The following is a 22185-nucleotide window of genomic DNA, read 5'->3' on the forward strand; positions in this document are numbered from 1 at the left end:
TACGCTGTGGACAGGATGTTGATTTTTACGGCGTCTGAAGGGCTTTGATCAACTCGTTGATCACAAGTTCCAGGTTGGTGTCCTTTTTTATTTCTTCTTTGATCTTTTCGTGGGCGTGCAGCACCGTTGTGTGGTCGCGCCCCCCGAACTCCTCTCCTATCTTCGGGAGGGAAATGTCGGTCAACTCTCTTGCCAGGTACATTGCGATCTGGCGCGGGAAGGCGACGCTGCGGGTCCTCCGGCGCGCCTTGAAGTCTTCGACACGCAGGTTGAAGTACTGGGCGACGACCTTCTGGATCATCGGCACCGTGACGTGAGGGGGCCGGTTCCCCAGGAGAATATCCTTCAGTGCCTCCGAAGCCAGATCCAGGTTGATCTCCCGCTGATGGAGAGAGGCGTAGGCAATGATCCGGGCCAGGGCCCCTTCCAGCTCCCGGATGTTGGATTTGATGTTCGTTGCGATGAAGAGCAGGACATCGTCAGGAAGAGAGAATTTTTCAAGCTGCGCCTTTTTCCTTAAGATCGCGATTCTCGTTTCCAGATCAGGCGGCTGAATGTCGGCCAGAAGCCCCCACTCAAAGCGGGAGCGAAGGCGATCCTCCAGGGTGGGTATCTCTTTAGGTGCGCGGTCGCTGGAGATGACGATCTGCTTGTTTGCTTCATAAAGGGCATTAAAGGTGTGGAAGAACTCCTCTTGGGTCCGCTCCTTCCCCGCCAGAAACTGGATGTCGTCTATCAGAAGAACGTCGATCGTCCGGTATTTGTTCCGGAATTCCACGGTTTTATCATCGCGTATCGCGTTGATCAATTCGTTTGTAAAGGTTTCTGAGGATACATAAACGACCCGAAAGCTGCTGTTGTTTTTCAGGACGTAGTGGCCGATGGCGTGCATCAGGTGGGTTTTGCCGAGCCCGACTCCGCCGTAAATGAAAAGAGGGTTGTATGCCTTGCTCGGGGCCTCAGCTACGGCAAGGGAGGCCGCATGGGCAAGCCTGTTGCTGTTTCCAACGACAAAGGTGTCGAAGGTGTATTTCGGGTTCAGGTTTGGAGTGGCCTCGCCGTTGCGCCCTGCACCCAGGCCGATGAGGTCTTCTTCCGTCCCTGCGGTCACGAAGCGGAGGGCAACCGGATGGTGCAGCTGCGCTTCCAGCCTGGAGCGAATGAGGGCGCTGTACCGGGTTTCCAGCCAGTTCCGCGTAAATTCGTCCATGGTTGTGATTACTAGGGTTCCGTCGTGGTAGGCGAGAGGCCGGGCCGCTTTTGACCAGGTCGCCAGGGAATGTTCGTCAAGCGCCTCCTCCAGGATCTTTAACACCTGCTGCCAGATGTCCGAGAGTTTCTTCATCGACCACGCCACCTTAATTTATCCACAAAAATTATCCACAGCCTGTTAATAATATGTGGATTCTTTTAAAAAATTTTTTTTGTTAAATATACCAGATCGCGAAAGGCAAAAGCAAGGATAATATTTTGCCGGATTATTTACTTGACAGGGCCCTGGAGTCGTCTATAATGGAAAAAGAAGTGCAGGGAGGTGCTTTCTGTGAAGCGAACATACCAGCCAAAAAGGCGAAGAATGAAAAGGGTGCATGGCTTCTTGAGGCGGATGAGGACTCCCGGCGGCCGCAATGTCCTCAGGCGCCGCCGTTTGAAGGGAAGAAAGCGCCTTACTGCGTAGAACCTTCTTTAACTCCTGGCAAAAGAAGTGGGTATAAAATGCTGCCTGCCGAACGGCGCCTGCGCACTCCCGGGGAGTTTCAGCTGGTCTACCAGACGGGCAAAATCGTGAGGGGAAAGTACCTGACAATCCGTTACCTGAGGCGGAAGGAGGACGGGAAGACAAGGTTCGGATTTGCTCCGGCGCGCGTCGGGAGTGCGGTGCTGAGAAACAGGCTGAAGAGAAGGCTGAGAGAACTCTGCCGGAAGTACCGGGACTGCTTCCGGGATCAGTATGATGTTGTGGTGAACATTCACCGCGCCGCTGCCAGTGCCCCTTATGAGGAGCTGGAGGCGGATTTTTTAAAGATCTTCAGCCGGGCGCGGTTGATCCGGAACGAGCCGTCCTTGTTTTAGCCCCGGGTGCCCCGGCGGCGGGGTAGAGCCTGGATGGATGAGGAGGTCCAGAGGTGAAGCATCTGGTGATTTTTTTCCTCCGGTTGTATCAGGTTTTATGGTCCTCCTGGAATCTCCCCCGGTGCCGCTATGAGCCCACGTGTTCGCATTATGCAATTCAGGCGGTCCGGCGGTACGGAGCAGGACGCGGGCTTGCCCTGGCGCTGAGCCGGGTTCTCAGGTGCCACCCGTGGGGGGGAGGGGGGTATGACCCCGTTCCGTAGCCGCTCCCTGCAGCCCGGCGGAAGCGGCCCGGGGCTGCGCTGCAGCGGTTTGCTATAAAAACCCTTCTGGTGGGGGGCTGGCGACAGGTCGCGGGATCGCAAGCAAGGAGGTGAAAACCTACCCCGGCAGGAATTCTGGCGTGGTGGGGGTGTTTTGTGGGAAAGCTTTGTTAACGGCTTCAGTACACTTCTCGAGTTTTTCTACCAGGTGACCGGGTGGCTAAAGATCCCCAATTATGGTCTTGCAATTATTTTTTTTACGGTTGCGGTGAAAGCGGTACTTTTCCCTTTGACTGCAAAACAGATGCGTTCCATGCGCGTGATTCAGGAACTCCAGCCGAAGATCAGGGCAATTCAGGAAAAGTACCGGGATAAGCCGGAAAAGGCCCAGCGCGCCGTGCTGGAGCTCTACAAGGAGGCGGGGGCCAATCCCCTTTCGGGGTGTCTGCCTCTGCTGGTTCAGATGCCGATTCTTTTTGCTCTGTATCAGGCCCTGCTCCATTTCCCCTTCAGCGTGGTGGAACACGCCCGCTTTTTGTGGGTTCCCAACCTGGCCCGCCCGGATCTCATCGGGCTGCCGATACTGGCGGTTGTTGCGACCTTTTTGCAGCAGTACATCACGAGCCTTGCAACAACCGGCAGGATCGATCCCAACCAGCGGGTGATGATGTACTTCATGCCTCTTTTTATCGGGTGGCTGGCGCGTTCCTTTCCGGCGGGTTTGACTCTGTACTGGGTGACTTTCAGCGTGGTCGGGGTTGGGGAGCAGTTGGTGATCAGGCGTTTTATCCGGACTGGAAGGGAGCAGAGTGGCAGCAATGAGGTGGGTCGAAGCAGAGGGTAACACCGTTGAAGAGGCTGTGGAGGCGGCGCTTCAAGAGCTCGGTGCAAAGAGAGACCAGGTTGAGGTTGACGTTCTGGACGCGGGGGCGCGTGGTTTTTTGGGTATCTTCAAGGGGCGCCCGGCCCGGGTGAGGGTTCGTCTGCCTGCAAACCCTGGTGTGCTGCTCGAGGATTTTTTGCGGGATGTGGTCAGGGCGATGGGGCTGGACGTTTCCTTTCACATTGAGAGGTCAGGCGAGTACTGGCGTGCGGAGTTTGCAGGGCCGGATGTGAGGATCCTGATCGGGCGCCGGGGAGATACTCTGGACGCCCTGCAGTTGCTGGTAAATCTCGCGGTCAGCAGGCGCTGTGAGGAAAGGGTGCGTGTGATTCTGGATGCCGAGGGCTACCGGGAGCGCCGGGAAGAAACCCTGCGGCGCCTCGCCCGCAGGGTTTCGGAGCGGGTGCGGCGATCGAAGAAGGACATCGCCCTGGAGCCGATGACCCCCCAGGAGCGGCGCGTCATTCACATGGAGCTGCAGGAGAATCCCTGGGTTTACACCATCAGCCAGGGGGAGGAGCCGTACCGTAAGGTGGTTGTCTGCCTGCGCCGTTAACAGCTGCTTTGACCGGGCTGCCGCAGGGCGGACCTGTCTGGAAACCAGGGGGCCTTAAAGGCTCCCCTTTTTCTTTTTTAATTTGAGTTTCAGGATGGTAGAATATATAGGGAATATATTGGGGAAGCAGCAGTTGGGGAGGTCTGACGTGAGGCTCGATCAGGGCGAGGCAGCACCGAGGGATGAACATCTACAAAAACCGGGGGAGTGTTCCGTAGGCCCCGCTGCAGGCGACGACCTTATTGCAGCCCTGGGCACGCCGGTGGGAGAGGCGGCGATCGGCATCATCCGCCTGAGCGGGCGCGGCGCCGTGGAGCTTGTAGAGCGGATCTTCCGCCCCCGGCGTTCCGCCCTGCGCCTGAGCGAGGCGCCGTCCCACACAATGCACCTTGGTGCAATCTGTACGCCGGAGGGGGAGGTTCTCGACGAGGTCCTGGTTGCTGTGATGCGGGCGCCCCGCACGTACACCTGCGAGGACGTGGTGGAGATCTACTGCCACGGGGGGGTGATCCCTGTCAGGTCTGTTTTGGATCTGGTGCTGAAGGAGGGGGCGCGCCTCGCAGAGCCGGGAGAATTCACGAAAAGGGCTTTTCTGAACGGGAGGATCGACCTCGCCCAGGCGGAGGCGGTGCTGGATCTGATCAGGGCGCGCAGCGAAGCCGGGAGGGAAATTGCCTTGAGGCAGCTTGGAGGGGAGGTTTCCCGCGCCGTCGCGGAACTCAGGGCCCAGATCAGAGGAATCCTTGCCGGGGTGGAGGCTGAACTGGACTTCCCGGAGGATGTGGAACCGCTGGCAAAAGAGGAACGCGGGAAAAAGATTAAGGATCTTGTGGAGAGAATAGACCATCTTCTCAAAGGGGGAGAGGTTGGCCGCTTTTACCGCGAGGGGCTTGCAACAACCCTTCTGGGGAAGCCGAACGTCGGGAAGTCCACCCTCTTGAACCTGCTCGTGGAAGAGGAGAGGGCGCTGGTTACCGAGGTCCCGGGGACGACGCGCGATCTGATCGAGGAGGTTGTGGTGATCAGGGGGATTCCCCTGCGCCTGATCGACACCGCGGGGATCAGGGAGCATGCGGATCTGGTTGAGCGCCTCGGGATCGCCCGCGCCCGTGAGGCTGTCGCTCGCGCCGACCTGGTGCTTGCGGTTTTTGACGCGGGAGCGGGGCTTTCAGAGGAGGACCGGCTCGTGCTCGACCTGCTCCGGGGGAAGCGGGGGCTGGCGGTCCTGAACAAGGTTGATCTCCCGGAGAAGCGCCTGACAAAAGAGGATCTTGTGTCTCTCGCGGAGGGGAAGCCTGTTGTTGAGGTTTCCGCCCGCTATGGCTGGGGCCGGGAGCAGCTGGAGGAGAAGATCTGGGAGGTCGTCGGGGCGGGGGCGGTTGCTGCCGAGCCTGTGCTGATCACCAGGGCGCGCCACCAGGCTGTCTTGAGGCGTGTCGCGGCAGATCTCCGGGCAGCCCTCCAGGCCCTCGAGGAGGGCTGGCCCCTGGACTGCGTTGCCGTCGATTTGTGGAACGCATGGTTCGCCCTGGGTGAAATCACCGGGGAAGCCGTGGGCGAGGACATAATTGACGAAATTTTCAGTGAATTCTGCATCGGCAAGTAGGCCGGGTGAGAGCGAAGGTGGATCAGGAGCTTGAGGTCCTGGCGGCGGGAGCCCGCGAACTCGGAATAGTTCTGGGGCCGGAGCAGCAGGACCAGTTCCGCCGGTACGCGGAACTCCTGCTGGAGTGGAACAAAAAGACAAACCTGGTCAGGATTAAGTCTCTTGCTGAGTTGTTCCGGAACCACTTTCTTGATTCTCTCTGGTGCGCGGCAGGCTGCGCTTTCCGGGACGGCCACCGCCTCCTTGATCTGGGGAGCGGCGCCGGTTTCCCCGGGATTCCCCTGAAGATCTCTTTTCCCGGTGTGCGGGTTTTCCTGCTTGAGGCGCAGCGGAAGCGCTGCGCCTTTCTGCAGGAGGTGTGCCGCGCCCTGGAGCTGGATGCCTGCACCGTTCTTGCCGGGCGGGCGGAGGATCTGGGGCGTCTTCCCGGTCTGCGCGCTGCCTTCGACCGCGTTGTCGTCAGGGCGCTTGCCCGGCTTCCCGTGATCCTTGAACTCGGCCTCCCTTTTTTGCTGCCCGGCGGTTTGCTCGTGGCCCTGAAGGGCCGGGACGTTGAACGGGAGCTGGAGGAGGCGCGGGCTGCCCTGGAGGTGCTGGGGGGTGAGGTCGCACGGGTGATTCCCTACCGTTTTCCCGGCGAAGTCGGGAGGCACGTGGTGACGGTCAGGAAGGTTGCCCCAACTCCGGACGGCTACCCCAGGCGCGCCGGGATTCCGGCGCGCCGTCCCCTGTGCGGTGGGGGCAAGAAGCGGGGAGGGTTTGGGAGAGGAGGTTTGAACCGGGGTGATGCAGGATAATGTCCGGGTGTGTCGAAGGAAAAGATTGAGAAGGAAGAGATAAAGTCTAGCATGTTGGGGGGTTTTCTGGTTGTGGAGGATTGCTCGGGGGAGTGAGCAGCAGGGCGAGGTTTTTCAGGTAGCCCTGGACAAGATCAGATTCGGCCGCTTCCAGCCGCGCTTTCAGATCGAGGAGGCGGATCTGGCGGATCTCGTTGCCTCGATCCGCGAGGTAGGCGTCCTGCAGCCCGTCCTGGTCCGGCCGTGCGGCGCCGGCTATGAATTGATCGCCGGAGAGAGGCGCGTGCGGGCGAGCATGCTGGCCGGCCTGAAGCAGATCCCCGCGGTCGTCAGGGAGTTGAGCGATGCCCAGGCAACGGAGGTTGCCCTGATCGAGAACATCCAGCGGCGGAGCCTGCATTTTTTTGAAGAGGCGGAGGGCTATGCAAAGCTGATCAGAGAGTTCCGGCTGACTCAGGCCGAGGTTGCCAGGCGGATGGGCCTGAGCCAGAGCACGGTGGCAAACAAACTGCGCCTGCTCCGGCTTGACCCTGAGATCCGGCTCCAGATTTATCAGCAGAAACTCTCGGAGCGCCACGCCCGCGCCCTGCTTGAACTGCCGGACAAGGAGTTGCAGCAGAAGGTTCTCAGCCTGGCTGCAGCCCGGGAGTTCAGCGTCTCCGAATGGGAGAAGCTGATCCGGCTCGAAAAGGATCGGATTATTTCCCGGGAAATAAAAAAAAGGAAGAAGTGCCGCGTAAAGCCCCTGATCAGGGACCTGCGCCTCTTTCTCAACTCCCTGGAGCGTGGCGTGGAAACACTGAGGGCTGCAGGCCTGGAGGTTCACCTCCATCACCACAAGGAAGAGCACATTCTGCGGATCATGATCGAGGTTGTGGCAAGTGGTTCCCAGGGTTGAGGTGAAGTGGGATGAGGAGTTCAGGTGCTATGATGTCGTGGTCCGGGACCCGGGCGCGACCGTTGCCGATTACGAGGAGGGGTTTGGCAGGCTTGCTGCAGGTGAGGTGCGGAGGGCCTATGCCCCCTCCTGCCTGGGGTGCAGCCTCTGCTGCCGGGGGCGGCTTCCGCTGACCAGCCTCGACGTCGCGAGGTTTCAGGCCGGGGGTGTGGGCGCAGGGCTGAGCTGGAGAGAGTGGGTAAGGAGATATGCGACGGTCCGGCGCGCGGGAAAGTGCTTCGACATTACCCTGCGCTTGAGTTCAAAAGGGGTCTGCCTGTTTTGGGACGAGTTCCGCGGCCTCTGCGGTGTTTACTCCCTGAGGCCCCTGATCTGCCGGACGTATTTCTGCTGGCCGGTCTCCTGGCGGGCAGAGCAGCTGCGCTCCCGGATTGTGAATACAGGGGAGGACGAACTGGTGCGCCTCTCCCTTTTTACGGCAGCCGGTTCTGCCAGGCAGAGAAACCCCTTTGCCGGAAAGCGCGATTACCGGCAGGTCCTGCTGAGAGACCTCTGCTCCCGGAGGCTGTGGCGGATCCTCACCTCTGACACCTGATTTTCCGGGAGCTGCTTTTTTTGGAGGACCGGCAAAAGGCTCCCTCCCCTGTTCCCTTTTCCATTAGAGCCTGTTAAACAGCTTCAGGTAATTCAGGATGTTCGTGGTAATCAGAAAGTTTTTACGCACTTTTTCCCTCCCGGCCCTCCCCATTTCACCGGCCAGCGTGGGGTTCCGCAGCAGGGTGAGGACCCTCTCGGCGCACTCTTCTACTGTATTCACCAGATACCCGTTGACGCCGTCATCGATCTGGTACCTGATTCCTCCCACGTTTCCGCCGACAACGGGCGTTTCCTTCCAGAGTCCTTCGGCGACAGTCAGGCCAAAACCCTCCCTGATGGATTTCTGCAGAAGCACATCCGAGAAGGTCTGAAAGGCGTTGACCTCGAGGCTGGAGACGCCGTTCATATCCGTGATGATTTTAATGTCGTAGTCCTCCCCGGCCTTGCGCAGGGTGCGGTAGAGGTAATCCCACCCTTCGGGGTCGTCGGCTGCCATCGATCCCACCAGAGCCAGCTGGGCTTCGGGAAAATCCTTTTTAACAATTCTGTAGGCATCGATTACTCCCAGGGGATCTTTCCAGGGATCGAAGCGGGAGACCTGGGAGACCAGGGGCCTGTTGATGTCCACCCCGAACCTGCTGACGATCCTCCTCACCTCTTCTTCCTCCAGGGGAACGTTCTTGGGGCTGAGGGGGTCGATCGCCGGTGTGAAGAAGGTAAGGCCGGGCAGGCTCTCGTGCTCCTTTACGAAATCGCGCGCCGTAAAAATGCAGGCATCGTACTGCTTGATGAACTGGTGCAGAAAGCTCCAGGATTCCGGGTCGGGTGTGGAGGTATCGATATGGCAGCGCCAGATCCATTTTGCCCTGCTCTCTTTTCGGAAGTTGATGAGTGCCGCCGGCTGGGGATCGTGGACCACGATAAAGTCGTAGCGCCAGTCCTGCATGGAGGCCGCGTTTATCTCATTGTACCTCAGGTAAATTTCCTTTGCTTCGGGGCTCAACCCTCCTTCCTGGCCCTGCAGGCAGTTGTGAAAGGCTTTGGTTGCGGTGTAAAACTCTCTGGCGCCTTCCATTTTCCACCAGTCTATCTGAATGCCCATGTCTCTTGAGAGCGGCACCAGAGAATGGAGAATCTCCGCGACGCCGCCGCCGAAAGATGTGGCGTTGATCATCGCGATTTTTTTGTGGGCGAGCTTTTTGACGTAGTACTCCAGCTGGAGTTTCGTGTCGATGTCGATGATCTCCTGATAGTCCCTGTATCTTTTGTCTTGAGTTTTCACAAGCTCCATTTTGCTATGAACCCCCTGCCTGATATAGATTTTTTTAAACATGGCAATACTTTATTCTGGGAGCCCACCTGCGGAAAGGACTATTTATACTATGTTCAATATGGGTGCAAATATTATCGACCGCGCAAAAAGCAGGGTCTCATTCAGAGTTTTTGCCTACAATAAGCGAAAAGTGAGCCTGATCGTCAAGACCGGTGAGCGCCAAACGGTGTTTCCGATGACCGAGGAAGCACCCCACATCTACAGCACGGTTGTTGAGGGGCTGGGGCTGGACCTGCTCTACAAGTTCAGGCTGGACGAAGAAGGGGAATTCCCGGATCCCTACTCCAACTTTCAGCCCTTCGGCGTGCACGGTTTTTCCCGGCTGATCGACCACGAAGCCTACCGGTGGCAGGACCTGCAGTGGAAAGGGAAATGCCTGGAGGAACTGGTCATTATGGAAATCCACGTAGGAACGTTTACGGAGGCCGGCACCTTCCGGGCGGTGGTTGAAAAGCTCGACTACCTCCTGGAACTGGGAGTTAACGCCATCGAACTGATGCCTGTAGTCCAGACTCCGGGAAGATGGAATTGGGGCTACGACGGGGTCAACCTGTTCAGCGTAAATCACAACTACGGGACGCCTGATGATTTGAAGTACCTGGTGGACTGCTGCCACCAGAAGCAGATCGCCGTGGTCCTGGATGTTGTTTACAACCACTTCGGCCCGGAGGGGAACTACCTGCCCCGCTACGGGCCCTACCTCACCGACAGGTATAGAACGCCCTGGGGGCCTGCTGTTAATTTCGACGGCCGGTACAGCGAGTACACCAGGAGAATGGTTCTCGACAGTGTGCGCTACTGGCTCGAGGTTTACCGTTTTGACGGCCTGAGGCTGGATGCCGTCCACGCCATTAAGGACAGCAGCCCCACCCATATTCTCAAGGAGATAAGCGCGGCCGTGAAGGCCGCAGCCGCCAGGCAGAACCGCAAAAAGTTTGTTGTTGCCGAAAGTGATGAGAACAACGTCCGCCTGATTAACCCTCCGGAAAAAGGAGGTTGCGGCATTGACGCCCAGTGGATGGACGATTTTCACCACTGCATCCACACGGTGCTGACCGGAGAAAGAAAGGGGTATTACGTGGACTACGGCCGCCTCGAGGACCTGAAAAAGGTCTATAAAAACTTCCTGTACACCGGCCAGTATTCGAAGTACTGGAGAGGGAGGCGGGGGACCGATGCCTCCGAAAATCCCGGGAAGCAGTTCGTGGTCGCCCTCCAGAACCACGATCAGGTGGGCAACAGGGCCTGGGGCGACCGCCTCTCCACCCTCGTGGATTTCCCCTATTTGAAGGCCGCCGCCGGGCTGCTCTTTTTCTCCCCTTATGTACCCCTGATCTTCATGGGGGAGGAATACGGGGAGCGGAATCCGTTCTTGTTTTTTACGGACTACCAGGACCCGGGGCTGCAGGAGGCGGTTTCCCGCGGGAGAAAGGAAGAGTTTAAAGCCTTCGGCTGGGAAGAGGTTCCCGACCCCCAGGACCCGGAGTGCTTCTACCGTTCCAGGCTGACGCCCCGGCGCCTCTGGAGCAGGCAAAACCACCAGCTCTTCAACTTTTACCGCGACCTGATCAGGCTGCGCATGACCCACCCCGTTCTGAAAAACCTGGACAAAGAAAACCTGGAGGTAAAAGTGGATGAACTGCGAAGGATCGTCGAGATAACCCGTTGGAACCGGCAGGTGAAGCTGACAGGTGTGTTTAACCTGGGCGGCACCGAAATCGCGCTCGGCAGCTATCCGGGCAGGCAGATTTTCAACTCCTCCTGGAAGCCTTACGGCGGGAGCCAGGAAGGAGAGAGCAGGAGGCTGGAGAGGGGGCAGATGGTTGTTTTTGAAGCACCTCTTCCCGCGTGAAGCCGGCCCGCCGCTTTTTCAGCCTCCGGGCCGGCGCCCCGGATTTTCAGGACGGAGTTCCCTCCAGGAGGGCAACAGGGAAATCCCGGAAGAGATCGGCAACCGGGAGGAGCGCGGGAGATGCTCCCCGGGCCTGCACCTGGGCCCCGGTGAAAATGCTGCGCCAGCGCTCTGGTGCGCCTGCGGCCAGAACCAGGGCGCTTCCCTCCGGCGCATCTGCGCCGGGAGGGAACCTTGCCGCAAGCGGCCCGGCGGGGGGTTGTCCGGCCAGGAATTTTGCCAGCAGCCGGGGGACCGCGACCAGCGCCCAGCTGTTTTCCAGGCGCCTGAGGAAGGCGCAGACGTGCGCGCCCAGGGGTCCCGTAGCGTCGAGGGGGATGTAGGCTCCTCTCGCAAACAGCTCCCTGTGGGCCCTGCGAAAGTGCAGCGCCTTGTAGGTGAGGAAGAGCTTTACCCTGCCGTCTTCCCAGCAGGCAAGAAGCTCCTGAACCAGGCCCGCAAGCCCTCCGGCCTCCTGCTTTTGAAGCGCTGCCAGGAGCGCGGCGCGCTTTTCAAAGTCCACCGGGCGCCGGTTGTCGGGATCGACAAGGCTGAAGTTCCAGAGCTCCGTTCCCTGGTAGAAGTCAGGCACCCCGGGCGCGGTGATCTTGAGCAGGGTTTGCGCCAGGGAGTTTAAAGCTCCGCAGTAGGAGACGGTCTTTTGGAACTCCAGGAAATCCCGGAGGAAGCGGTTTTCCCCTCCGGGCTCGAGGATGGATGCTGCAAAGCCGGCGAGGGCGTTTTCGTAGCCGGGAGCGGGGTCGAGCCAGCTTGTGTGGATTTTGGCCTCCCGGGCCGCCTTCACCAGGTAGGCCTGAAGCCGCTTTTTGAAGGCGGGCACCTCTTCTTCCCGGAGCGGCCAGGCCCCGGCCAGGGTCTGGTAAATAAGGAGCTCCATATTTCCGTCAGGCACAGGCCTGCCGTTGACCTCCTGCTTCTTATCCCGGTTCCAGCGCTGCCACCGCTTCAGCCTCTCCGCCCATAAAGCGGGAATCTCCGAGAGCACGTTGATGCGCGCCCGGACGTCTTCGCTCCGCTTGGTGTCGTGCGTGGACGTGGCGTTGAGGGTGTGGGGCCAGCGCTCCTGCCTGGCCCGGCTGCGCCGGTGGAATTCCGCCACAGACACCCCCAGCGTTTCGGGGTCGCCTCCCACCTCATTGAGGGAGACCAGGCGGTTGTAGACGTAAAGGGCGGTGTCTTCGAGTCCTTTCGCCGTGACGGGGCCGGTGAACTGCTGCCAGCGCATCACGAAGTCCAGCCACTCCTGTCGCTGCGCCGGAGAGAGGCAGCCGGGGAGCTCCAGCAGCAGCACCCGGCGCAGGAAATTGCAGGCCCGGGCGGCGGCGGGGTTGCGCGCGATGGCTGCGGCTGCGGCGCGGGCGAGGTACGGATAGTCGCGTGCCGAAACCGCAAAGCCGGAGGTGTAGGTCCTGTAGATGGGGAGGCAGGCGGTGACCTCGACCAGGGCCTGCTCCAGTTCGGCGAGGGTGAGGTCGCAGCCGTGGCGGTCCTGTTCCGCCAGGCGGCCCAGCTGCCGGGCCAGGGCGCGCACCTCGCCTGCGAACAGCTCTTGCATCACCCGCCGCTTCTGGGTGTAGAGCACCGCAGAGAAGTCTGCTTCGGTTCCGCCAAAGCCGGCGTAGATCTCGTTCAGGGCTGCCGCGCTGCTTTCGGCGACGAAAAGCCCGTTGACCGTATTCAGGAAGTCGTAGCCCGTTGTGCCGGAGACTGGCCACTCTGCCGGCAGTTCTTCGCCGCCGGCAAGGATTTTTTCCGCCACAATGTAAAAGCCGGACCCCGCAGGGGAGAGCCGGTTCTGGAGCCTCTGGAGGTAGGCCAGAGGATCCCGCAGCCCGTCGATGTGGTCGATGCGCAGGCCGGTAACCTGCCCTGCCTCCGCCAGCTGCAGGATCAGGGCGTGCGTGGCCGCAAAGACCTGCTCGTCTTCGGTGCGCAGGGAGACAAGGTCGCTGACATCAAAGAACCGCCGGTAGTTGATCTCCTGGTTTGCCGTCCGCCAGAATGCGAGCCGGTAGGCCTGCTCTGAGAGGATGCGTTCCAGGTGGTGAAAGCTGCCAGGATCCCCCTTTCTGCCGTTGAAGATCTGCAAGTTTCTGTTGATGAACTCCTTGACTCCCTGGCAGGTGCTGTACAGGTGCCAGAGCCTCTCCCTGACCTGCCGGAGCGCAGCATTGAACGCCTCGTCTTTCATCCGGTGGGATGCCAGTTCCTTGAGTCTTTTGAGCAAACCCTGCAGCTCCAGCACCGCAGGGTGCGCGCTCCCCAGGGCTGCAGCCAGATCCTCCAGGCGGTATGCCAGGAGTTTGCTGCATGACGCCGGGCTGAGCGGCAGGCGCAGATCGCGGTAGCGGACCCAAAAGCCGTCCTCCGCCAATACCAGGGTCAGCTCCTGCGCCTCAAGCACCTCGCCGTATGGTGCGTGCAGGATCGGGAGCAGAACCCTGTGGTTCAGCCCTGGCCTGGCGGGCTGCCAGTTGATGTCGAAGTACCGGGCATAGGGTGAGCGCGGGCCGTGCTGGAGGACATCCAGCCACCAGGGATTCTCGGTGGTGGCGGCCATGTGATTGGGTACAATGTCCAGCAGCAGCCCCATTCCGTACTGATGGAGCGTTCTGACCAGCGCAGAGAAGCCCTCTTCGCCCCCCAGTTCCGGGTTCAGTCGTGTCGGGTCAACAACGTCGTATCCATGGGTGCTCCCGCGCCTTGCTTTGAGCAGGGGGGAGGCGTAGATGTCGGAGATTCCCAGGGCGTGCAGGTACGGCACCAGCGCCCGGGCGTGGGCGAAGCGGAACCCCCGGTTGAACTGGAGCCGGTAGGTGGCGGTGGGAATCCGCAAGGCTGCCATCAGGTGCCCCTCCGCATCTTCAGCTTTTCACCGAGGACGCCAAAGCGGCTGATCCAGGCCCTCGCGCTCTCGTCTCCTGCCTCCGCCTTTTTCCTGAACTCCGGGTAAACCGTCTGCAGCAGCCCGTAGTAGATGTTCTGCGCTTTCCAGAGGTCCACCTCGAAGGGCAGGGAGGCGGCAAGATCGATTGCGGCCTCAAGATTCTCGAGCAGGGAAAGGTCCGCAGGGGCCGCGCGCAGGTTCTCTGCCATCCGCTCTATGGTTTGCTTGAGGGCGTAGCCCAGGCCGGAGCCGTCGAGCGGAACATCCAGCGTCCTCGCTTCGTGCAGGAGCGCGGTGATCTGCTCGCGGTCCAGAACTTCTTCAGCAAAGGCCCGGCGCAGACTGGAGTTCACAACGAACTCGGCGGCGGTATGGAGAACCTTTGGCAGCGGAATCCCAAGGTCCTTGAGGAAGCGCATCAGCGAAACGTGGCCGTCGTAGATGCGCCGGTAGTCTGCCTCCACCTCTGCCAGCGTGGAGTCGAGGATCATGTCCAGAATTTTGCGCTGCTGGTCCCGGAAAAGCTGCCGGAGGGAGTAGATCCTCCCTTCAAAGTGCTGGTCCAGGAGCCGGATCACCTCGGGGAGTTCGGCCCGGTCGAAGGCGCTGGTTACATCCTGCACCATTTTCTGGTAGGCTTCTTCACCCTGGTAGACCCGGACCCCCCCGCTCACGTTGTGGTTGCCGAAATAAACCACTCCATAGCTCAGGGTTGCCGCCTCGCGCGTGATTTCTGAGGCGACCTGCGCCCTCCCGAGCGCCAGCCTGGCCTTCCCTGCCTCCAGCCTCCGGCAGTCCTGCCGTTCGACGGTGTAGCAGTAGATGCGCGACCGGTCATCGTATGTTTCAAACAGCGAACTGATGGCGTAGTGGGCGCCGACCTTGGGAAGGTCGATCATTGCCGGCCTGACGAACTTTTCGTAAATGCGGGCGCCGTCCCGGTGCTCGGGGATGTTGCTTTTTGCCTGTTCAAGCAGCTCCAGGAAGCGGGGCTCCAGAGAGAGGCCGGAGACATCCTGCGCCAGCTGGACGACGCGTCCGGCGTACTGGAGCACCTGGACGTTCTCGATCCCCGAGATGTCGTCGAAAAACCAGCCGCAGCTTGTATACATCAGCATGGCGTGGCGCTGCATTTCCAGGAGCTTGAGGACTGTGACCTGCTCTGCCGGATCGAGCGCCCGCGCCGCATGCTTCTCCAGAAACCGCTGGATGCTTTCTGGCGAGCGGTCGAGGATCACGGAAATGTAGTCGTTGCGCGCCGCCCAGGGATCTTTCAGGTAGCGGCGCGCCTGCTCCTCGTAATGAGGAGCCAGGGTGTTCCGGAGCCAGTTCAGGGCGTTCCGCAGAGGGGCGCGCCAGGCCTGGCTCCACCCGGGGTGCATGCCGGAGTTGCAGCCGCAGTCGTTTCTCCACCGCTCCACCCCGTGGGCGCAGCTCCAGGACGTGTTTTCTACGATCTCCACCTCGTGGCTGGGCGGGTACATTTCCAGGTACTCGGCATAGTTGGTGATCCGCGCCAGCCTGTTGGATTCGATGTAGTCCAGGGCGTAGGCAAGGGCCATGTCGCCGTGCCGGTGGTGGTGGCCGTAGGTTTCGCCGTCGGTGGCGATGTTGACGATCTGCGCCCAGGCGCGGGATTCGACGAAGCCACTGAGCAGCCGGTGGGCGAAGTACTCCCCGTTGGAGAGCAGGTCTTCAAAGGCTACGGCGCGGGAGATGGGGCCGTCGTAGAAGAAGATGTTGATCGTCCGGCCCGAGTTCTTCAGGCGGAGCTGATAGGGCATCGAGGGGTCGATGCCGCCGGGCCCTGCCTCCTGCCAGGAGCGGCTGCCGATTTTCCGGACGCGCCGGGCCTGGTGCGGAGCCAGGATGGTGAAGCGAATCCCCTGCCCTGCCATGATCTCCAGAGTCTCCAGGTCCACCGCGGTCTCCGGCAGCCACATCCCCTCCGGCTCCCGGCCGAAGCGGTGCACAAAGTCCCTGATTCCCCAGACCACCTGAGTGTACTTGTCCCGCTGGTTTGCGAGCGGCATGATCATGTGGTTGTATGCCTGGGCAAGGGCAGTCCCGTGACCCGAAAAGTTTTTCCGGCTTTCCCGGTCGGCCTCGATTATTGCCCGGTAGACCTCCGGTTCCTTGTTTTCCAGCCAGTGGAGCAGGGTGGGGCCGAAATTGAAGCTGATCCTTGTGTAGTTGTTGACGATTTTTTTAATCTGCCCCTTGCCGTTGAGGATGCGTGAAGCGGTGTTGGGTGCGTAGCATTCTGCGGTAATCCGCTCGTTCCAGTCGTGGTAAGGGTAGGCCGAGTCCTGAAGCTCGATGTCTTCAAGCCACGGGTTTTCCCGCGGCGGCTGGTAAAAGTGGCCGTGAATGCAGATGTAGCGCTCCATACCATTATTACCCCCTCTTTGTTTCCAGGCTGAACGGCGTTTGACCGTGCCCGCTCCCCTGTTTCAGGGGTGATGGCCGGGCAGGTTCTTTGATGTGTTGCGCTCTGCTCATGTCTCCAGTGATTAGTTTTAAGCAAGAAACGGTTCTTCATACCGCCGGATCCCTGGAGCAGCGCAAATTCCTGCACGCACAGGCCGGGTTCGCCATGGCAGGCCGGCCGGCTGGGGAGCTGTTTTTCCGGGTTCCTGTCGAGTTTCGTTAGCGGCGTGCAGTTTTCTGGACCGACTGGAAGAAAATTTCGCGTGAGAATCTGATTTTGATGCTTTCGTGAGATTTTTCATGTTATAATTAGTATGACCAGGGCGCGGGCCGGAGCAGGAGGCTTGAGGATTGCTGTGGAATAAGAAAAGACAGGAAAAGGTGCGGGCAGTGTTCCACGTGGAACATGCTTCCCGAAACAGCGAAGGCAGGGCAGACCAGCCGGAACAAGCCATGCGAGCACGGATTATTGCCATTGCGAACCAGAAGGGCGGGGTCGCCAAAACGACCACGGCCGTGAACCTCAGCGCGTGCCTTGCGGCAGCAGGAAAAAGGGTGCTGCTGGTTGATGCCGACCCGCAGGGCAACGCCACAAGCGGGATCGGGGTGGAGCGGGAAAGCCTTTCCCGGTGCATTTACGATCTCCTGCTGGAGGAGGCGACCGCAGAGGAGGTCGTTGTGCCCACCCAGGTGCCCGGCCTGGATCTGATTCCCGCAACCATCAACCTTGCCGGAGCGGAGATAGAACTGGTGAACCTCCCGCACCGCGAAGCCAGATTGCGCCGCGCCCTTCATCCGCTGCGGGACCGCTACAATTTTATTTTTGTCGACTGCCCACCCTCCCTCGGCCTTCTCACCATCAATGCCCTGACCGCTGCCGACCGGGTGCTGATCCCCATTCAGTGCGAGTACTATGCGCTGGAGGGGTTGGGGCAGCTGCTGCGGACGATCCAGCTGGTCCAGCAGCGCCTCAACCCTCAGCTTGAACTGGAGGGGGTTCTTCTGACAATGTTTGACGCCAGGACTAATCTCTCGATTCAGGTGGTTGAAGAGGTGAAGGACTATTTCGGGGACAAGGTCTTCCGGACGATTATTCCCAGAAACGTCCGGCTGAGCGAGGCGCCCAGCCACGGGAAGCCTGTCATCTCCTATGATGCCCGCTCCCGGGGTGCCCTCCTTTATCAGGAGCTGGCCCAGGAAGTGATCCAGAATGAAAAATAAGGGTCTGGGGAGGGGCCTGCGCGCCCTGATTCCTGCGGTGCCGGAGGGTGCCGCCCCGGGAGAGGAAATCCTGGAGCTCGCAGTCGAAAAGATCAGGCCCGGTCCTTTTCAGGCGCGCCAGGAATTCGATGCCGCTGCCCTTTCCGAACTTGCCGCCTCCATCAAGGCCCACGGAGTGATGCAGCCTGTTGTGGTCCGGCCGCTGGGCGACGACCAGTACGAATTGATCATCGGGGAGCGGCGCTGGCGTGCCTGCCAGCAGGCAGGGATAAAAACCATCCCTGCAGTTATCCGCAGGGTGGATGATCTCACCTCCAGCGAGATGATGCTGGTGGAAAACCTCCAGCGGGAGGATTTAAATCCCCTGGAAGAGGCGCTGGCGTACAGGCGCCTGGTGGATGAGTTCCACCTCACCCAGGAGGAGATTGCTGCCCGGGTCGGCAAGAGCAGGCCTCGCGTCGCCAACACCATGCGCCTGCTCCAGCTTCCCCAGGAGGTCCAGGATCTCCTTGCAAAGGGAGTTTTAAGTGCGGGGCACGGCAAGGCCCTGCTGGGGCTTGAAAGCCCCGAGCAGCAGCGCGCCCTCGCCCGGGAAATTGCAGACCGGGGCCTCTCGGTCCGGGAGACGGAAAAGGCGGTGCGGCGCCTGCTCCGGGCGGGAACCGGCTCCGCCCGGGCAAGGAAAGAAACGTCCTCCGGGCCGGAGCTTGCCGAAGCAGAGTCCCGGCTCCGGCAGCTGCTGGGGACGAAGGTGAAAATCAAAGCGGGCCCGCGGGGCGGGAAAATTGAAATCGAATTTTACAGCAAGGATGAACTGGATCGTTTACTGGAGTGGTTTCTAGGTGATCTATCTCGATAATGCGGCAACTACCTGGCCGAAGCCGCCAGGTGTCGAAAAGGCGATCGTCGAGACCCTGCGTGAAAAGGGCGCGAATCCCGGCCGGGGAGGGCACCGGATGTCCCTCGCGGCGGGGCGGGTCGTCTACCAGGCGCGGGAGCTGCTTGCCCGCCTCTTTGGAGTCCGGGACCCCTCCCGGATCTGCTTCACCCTGAACTGCACCGAGGCCCTGAATCTCGCCCTCAAGGGATTGTTGAAGCCCGGGGACCACGTTCTCACCAGCAGCATGGAGCACAATTCCATGATCCGGCCGCTCAAAGCGCTCGCCAAAAGCGGGGTGGAGTATACGGTGGTTCCCTGCAGCGCGCGGGGAGAGCTGGATCCGGATGACCTGGAGAAGGGAATTCTGCCCAACACCCGCCTGATCGCCCTCACCCATGCTTCGAACGTCACCGGCACCCTGCTTCCCATCGCCGAAGCCGGAAAAATCGCGCGGGAGCACGGCCTGGTCTTTCTGGTGGATGCCGCCCAGACCGCCGGGATTTTCCCTATTGATGTGGAGGAGCTGAACATCGATCTCCTGGCTTTTCCGGGCCACAAGGGGCTCTACGGCCCTCCCGGCACCGGCGGGCTCTACATCAGGGAGGGGCTTTCCCTGGCGCCGCTCAAGCACGGGGGAACGGGGAGCTACTCCGAGTCCGAGGAGCAGCCCGAAATCATGCCCGATATGTACGAGAGCGGGACGGTGAACACCATCGGGATTGCAGGGCTGGGAGCAGGAGTCTCCTTTGTGCTTCAGGAGGGGCTGGAGCAGATCCGGAGCCGGGAGGAGCAGCTGCTGGAGAGGCTCCGGGAGGGGCTGGCGGGGGTGCCCGGGATTAAAATTTACGGCCCCGCCGGGGGCCCCCAGGCGCCTACCCTTGCCGTAAATCTGGGCAGCGCCGACTCCGGAGAGGTCGCCTTCCTCCTTGACCGCATCTACCAGATCGCGGTCCGGGCGGGGCTCCACTGCGCGGCCCTCGCCCACCGAACGCTGGGCACGACCAGGCAGGGGGTTGTCAGGTTCAGCCTTTCGTATTTTAATACAGAGGAAGAAATCGAGGCAGCAGTTCGAGCAATGGAAGAGCTGGCAAAAGACCTTTCTTAAAGTGTCCGTTGCATTTCCGGAAGAGCTTTTGCCCGCCGACGGGGCGGGTTTTTAGTTTAGACGAAGGCGGGAGTGGGTCGGCAGGTGCCGGTTGTGACGGTAAAAATGGCGAAAAGGAAAGATATTGAGACCAAAAGAAAGCTGGCAGATGAGATCACCAGGGTTATGGTTTCTGTTCTGAGTGTCAGGCCCGAGTGGGTGACTGTCCTGATAGAAGAATTCGCGCGAGAGAACCGGGCAACCGGCGGGAACCTGCATATTGACAGGTTTGGCACCGGCTACGGCAGGAATGGCTTTGACGAAGGGTCTTGAATGGCCTCCCGAGCCGCACCGGCTGCTGCCTGGTAAACCTCTTTGAGGCTCGCCCCGGTTTCCTGCGCCCGGCGGGCGCATGCTTCGTATTCAGGGGCGAGGTTCAGGTATTCCGGAGTTCCGTCAGGGCGCCTGGCAAAGCCGAGCTTGACCGGGATTCTCCCGTAGGGTGTTGCCACCTCGAGGGTGGTCCGGAACAGCTTGATCCTTGAGGCCAGGCGCCAGCGCACGCCCAGGGCGGTGCTCTCCCGGAACAGGACCCGGGCGAGGGGTTCGAGCCGGTCCGGGGGGGCGAGCACGGTGACCAGGTTTCCGGGCCTCCCCTTTTTCATGAGCGCCGGGGTGAAGGTGACGTCCAGCGCCCCCTCCCCTTCCAGCCGCTCCCGCAGGTAGGGGAGAAGCTCGGGGTTCAGGTCGTCAAGCTGGGTCTCCACAACGGCCACGGCGTCTTCGTCAAAGGTTAAAGGGGAGGGGGCCGCGTCCCCTTCCCGGTTTTCTGCTTCCCGGAGGAGATTCAGGCATTCACCCAGCCAGGCGCGCAGCACATTGGGCTGGGGGAGGTCCCTTGCCCCGGCGCCGTAGCCGATTTTTTCCCAGCGGGCGAAGGGGGGAGGGCCGAAGCCCTCCGCCAGCGCGGCGACCAGGGCGGCGCCCGTGGGGGTTACCAGTTCCGCCTCCAGGGGAACGCCGTAGGTGGGAATGCCCTGGAGCAGGTTCAGGGTTGCCGGAGCAGGGAGGGGGAGGGCGCCGTGGGCGGTCTGGATTTTTCCCACACCCAGGGGGAGAGGGGAGGCAATCACCTTCTGCACCCCCAGGCACTCGAGCCCTGCCAGCGTTCCGGCCAGGTCCACCAGGGTGTCGAGCCCGCCCAGTTCGTGAAAATGCACCTCGTGCGCCTCCTCCCCGTGCACCGCCGCCTCGGCGCGCGCCAGGCGGAGCAGGAGGTCTTCAACCCTCTCGGCGAGCGGGCGCGGGAGGCTGCTTTGCTTCAGAATCTCCTCCAGTTCCCTCAGGCTCCGGGTGGGAGGCTGAGGAGCGGAGGTGCGGACCAGGACCCGGGTTGCCCTGATTCCCCTTTTGCTCACCCTTTTCTTTTCCACGGTGACGGGGATCCCCAGCCGGGCAATGACATCCTCCACCGCTGCCAGGGGAACGCCGAGGTCCAGCAGGGCGGCGAGGCACATGTCTCCGCTGATTCCGGAAAAACAGTCGAGGTAGAGGGTCTTCATCGGCCTTCTCACCTGCTTCGCGTGATCAGATGGGCGAGCACTGCCGCCCCAAACCCGTTGTCGATGTTGACCACCCCCACGCCGGGGGCGCAGCTGTTCAGCATGGTCAGGAGCGGGGCAAGCCCCCTGAAATTTGCCCCGTAGCCGGTGCTGGTGGGGACGGCGATCACCGGCCTGTCCACAAGCCCCGCAACCACGCTCGGCAAGACCCCATCCATCCCTGCGATCACGATCAGGACTTTTGCCCCGGCAAGGTCGGAAAGGCGGGGAAAGAGGCGGTGAAGCCCTGCCGCGCCCACGTCGTAGACCCGCTCCACCTCGTTTTCGAGAAGCTCTGCGGTAAGCGCGGCCTCCTCCGCAACCGGGAGGTCGGCGGTGCCCGCCGTGATCACGCCGATTTTTCCCCAGCGGGGGGAGGGTTCGGTTCGGGAGACGACCAGCAGGCGCGCCTCGGGGTAGTAGCGCGCTTCAGGGATTTGGGCCTGAATCAGGCGGGCGGTTTTCGGTTTGACCCGGGTGGCGAGGATGCGCGGGTGATGTGCCGCCAGCTCCTGAACGGCGGCTGCGGCCTGGGCGGGGGTCTTCCCCTGGCAGTAGACAACCTCCGGGAAACCCCGCCGCAGAGCGCGGTGGTGATCGATTTTGGCAAAACCCAGGTCGCGGTAGGGGAGGTTTTTTAATTCGTCGAGGGCCTCGCTACAGAGACCTGGCCCGTCCGGACCTTTTCCAGCAGCGCGGTTAAATATTCCTGGTCCATTTTGATGCCTCCGGCAAGAATTCCTGTTCGTCCAGCATTTAACACTAACAGTTTACCTGGGGTCCGCTTTCACTGTCAAGGAAAAGCATAGCCTGCCAGTTTTTACCGGCGCCTCGCAGGTAATGCGAATTGGCAAAACCTCCTGCTGCAATGAGCGGGAGGTTTTCTATTCCGGGCAGGATTGCCAGGCATAGAGTACAAGGGTGCCGTACTATTCGAGTTCCCGGAAGCAATACGGAACATTATTCCACTAAGGCGGGAATTGACCCCGCAACCCCGTGATTAGAAGCCTGAGATATGGAGGGAGCCTGATTTTTGTAGTATTTTTTTTATGGCAGTGTTATGTATAGGTGGTGGTGCAAAGCTAACGTGCAGAAGCCTTTATTAAAATTTTTTTGACACTCAGGGATGGTAAGGTACAGAAAGCGGCCGGGGCGGAGAGTTCT

Annotated in this window: 19 protein-coding genes and 1 pseudogene; 14 read left to right on the top strand and 6 right to left on the bottom strand. The window is 60.7% G+C overall.

The window, feature by feature from the left end:
- Positions 1 to 25 precede the first annotated feature (25 nt).
- Complete coding sequence (gene dnaA / locus HPY58_06975) at positions 26 to 1345, bottom strand: chromosomal replication initiator protein DnaA (protein NPV29386.1); 1320 nt, start codon at positions 1343 to 1345, stop codon at positions 26 to 28.
- A gap of 198 nt (positions 1346 to 1543) precedes the next feature.
- On the opposite strand from dnaA, the gene rpmH reads away from it, so the two are divergent.
- From rpmH to HPY58_07020, 9 genes are all read left to right on the top strand, one after another.
- The gene (gene rpmH / locus HPY58_06980) at positions 1544 to 1678 is read left to right on the top strand and encodes a 50S ribosomal protein L34 (GenBank protein NPV29387.1); all 135 of its coding nucleotides are present in this window, start codon (positions 1544 to 1546) and stop codon (positions 1676 to 1678) included.
- Between the two features lie 38 nt (positions 1679 to 1716).
- The gene (rnpA, locus tag HPY58_06985; protein NPV29388.1) at positions 1717 to 2073 is read left to right on the top strand and encodes a ribonuclease P protein component; all 357 of its coding nucleotides are present in this window, start codon (positions 1717 to 1719) and stop codon (positions 2071 to 2073) included.
- Between the two features lie 53 nt (positions 2074 to 2126).
- The gene (gene yidD, locus HPY58_06990; GenBank protein NPV29389.1) at positions 2127 to 2336 is read left to right on the top strand and encodes a membrane protein insertion efficiency factor YidD; all 210 of its coding nucleotides are present in this window, start codon (positions 2127 to 2129) and stop codon (positions 2334 to 2336) included.
- Positions 2337 to 2490: 154 nt separating this feature from the next.
- Positions 2491 to 3180, top strand: coding sequence for a membrane protein insertase YidC (locus HPY58_06995; protein NPV29390.1), 690 nt, complete (start codon positions 2491 to 2493; stop codon positions 3178 to 3180).
- The gene (locus HPY58_07000; GenBank protein ID NPV29391.1) at positions 3155 to 3775 is read left to right on the top strand and encodes a protein jag; all 621 of its coding nucleotides are present in this window, start codon (positions 3155 to 3157) and stop codon (positions 3773 to 3775) included. Before HPY58_06995 ends, HPY58_07000 begins: the two co-directional genes overlap by 26 nt.
- A 94-nt stretch (positions 3776 to 3869) precedes the next feature.
- Positions 3870 to 5381 (top strand): tRNA uridine-5-carboxymethylaminomethyl(34) synthesis GTPase MnmE, encoded by a 1512-nt coding sequence (mnmE, locus tag HPY58_07005; protein ID NPV29392.1) that lies wholly within the window; start codon positions 3870 to 3872, stop codon positions 5379 to 5381.
- A 5-nt stretch (positions 5382 to 5386) separates the two neighbouring features.
- Positions 5387 to 6178: a 16S rRNA (guanine(527)-N(7))-methyltransferase RsmG gene (rsmG, locus tag HPY58_07010; protein ID NPV29393.1), complete on the top strand. Its 792-nt coding sequence runs from the start codon at positions 5387 to 5389 to the stop codon at positions 6176 to 6178.
- 70 nt (positions 6179 to 6248) lie between these two features.
- Positions 6249 to 7076 carry a ParB/RepB/Spo0J family partition protein gene (locus HPY58_07015; GenBank protein ID NPV29394.1) on the top strand — a complete coding sequence of 276 codons (828 nt, stop codon included), beginning with the start codon at positions 6249 to 6251 and terminating at the stop codon, positions 7074 to 7076.
- Entirely contained in the window at positions 7051 to 7671 is a 621-nt protein-coding gene (locus tag HPY58_07020) for a YkgJ family cysteine cluster protein (GenBank protein NPV29395.1), read from the top strand. Before HPY58_07015 ends, HPY58_07020 begins: the two co-directional genes overlap by 26 nt.
- A 63-nt stretch (positions 7672 to 7734) precedes the next feature.
- On the opposite strand, the gene HPY58_07025 is transcribed toward HPY58_07020, so the two are convergent.
- Positions 7735 to 8964, bottom strand: a complete 1230-nt coding sequence (locus HPY58_07025) for a glycosyltransferase (protein NPV29396.1) — start codon at positions 8962 to 8964, stop codon at positions 7735 to 7737.
- Positions 8965 to 9055: 91 nt separating this feature from the next.
- On the opposite strand from HPY58_07025, the gene treZ reads away from it, so the two are divergent.
- The gene (treZ, locus tag HPY58_07030) at positions 9056 to 10858 is read left to right on the top strand and encodes a malto-oligosyltrehalose trehalohydrolase (protein ID NPV29397.1); all 1803 of its coding nucleotides are present in this window, start codon (positions 9056 to 9058) and stop codon (positions 10856 to 10858) included.
- A gap of 46 nt (positions 10859 to 10904) precedes the next feature.
- Here the strand turns inward: treZ and treY are convergent, their stop codons facing one another.
- Both treY and HPY58_07040 read right to left on the bottom strand, forming a co-directional pair.
- Positions 10905 to 13763, bottom strand: coding sequence for a malto-oligosyltrehalose synthase (gene treY, locus HPY58_07035; protein ID NPV29398.1), 2859 nt, complete (start codon positions 13761 to 13763; stop codon positions 10905 to 10907).
- Positions 13763 to 16195, bottom strand: a complete 2433-nt coding sequence (locus HPY58_07040) for a DUF3536 domain-containing protein (GenBank protein NPV29399.1) — start codon at positions 16193 to 16195, stop codon at positions 13763 to 13765. The genes treY and HPY58_07040 overlap by 1 nt, the downstream gene beginning before the upstream one ends.
- 493 nt (positions 16196 to 16688) lie before the next feature.
- Between HPY58_07040 and HPY58_07045 the strand changes: the two genes are divergently transcribed.
- From HPY58_07045 to HPY58_07060, 4 genes are all read left to right on the top strand, one after another.
- Positions 16689 to 17456 carry a ParA family protein gene (locus tag HPY58_07045; GenBank protein NPV29400.1) on the top strand — a complete coding sequence of 256 codons (768 nt, stop codon included), beginning with the start codon at positions 16689 to 16691 and terminating at the stop codon, positions 17454 to 17456.
- Positions 17446 to 18315: a ParB/RepB/Spo0J family partition protein gene (locus tag HPY58_07050; GenBank protein NPV29401.1), complete on the top strand. Its 870-nt coding sequence runs from the start codon at positions 17446 to 17448 to the stop codon at positions 18313 to 18315. Before HPY58_07045 ends, HPY58_07050 begins: the two co-directional genes overlap by 11 nt.
- Entirely contained in the window at positions 18299 to 19441 is a 1143-nt protein-coding gene (locus tag HPY58_07055) for an aminotransferase class V-fold PLP-dependent enzyme (protein NPV29402.1), read from the top strand. Before HPY58_07050 ends, HPY58_07055 begins: the two co-directional genes overlap by 17 nt.
- 84 nt (positions 19442 to 19525) lie before the next feature.
- Positions 19526 to 19753: a 4-oxalocrotonate tautomerase family protein gene (locus HPY58_07060; GenBank protein NPV29403.1), complete on the top strand. Its 228-nt coding sequence runs from the start codon at positions 19526 to 19528 to the stop codon at positions 19751 to 19753.
- Here the strand turns inward: HPY58_07060 and larC are convergent.
- Both larC and larB read right to left on the bottom strand, forming a co-directional pair.
- The gene (larC, locus tag HPY58_07065) at positions 19720 to 20982 is read right to left on the bottom strand and encodes a nickel pincer cofactor biosynthesis protein LarC (GenBank protein NPV29404.1); all 1263 of its coding nucleotides are present in this window, start codon (positions 20980 to 20982) and stop codon (positions 19720 to 19722) included. The two genes, HPY58_07060 and larC, sit on opposite strands and share 34 nt — an antisense overlap.
- Positions 20983 to 20990: 8 nt before the next feature.
- A pseudogene (larB, locus tag HPY58_07070) lies at positions 20991 to 21739 on the bottom strand (nickel pincer cofactor biosynthesis protein LarB).
- Positions 21740 to 22185 lie beyond the last annotated feature (446 nt).

It is taken from the genome of Bacillota bacterium (assembly GCA_013177945.1).
Classification (GTDB): domain Bacteria; phylum Bacillota; class DSM-12270; order Thermacetogeniales; family Thermacetogeniaceae; genus Ch130.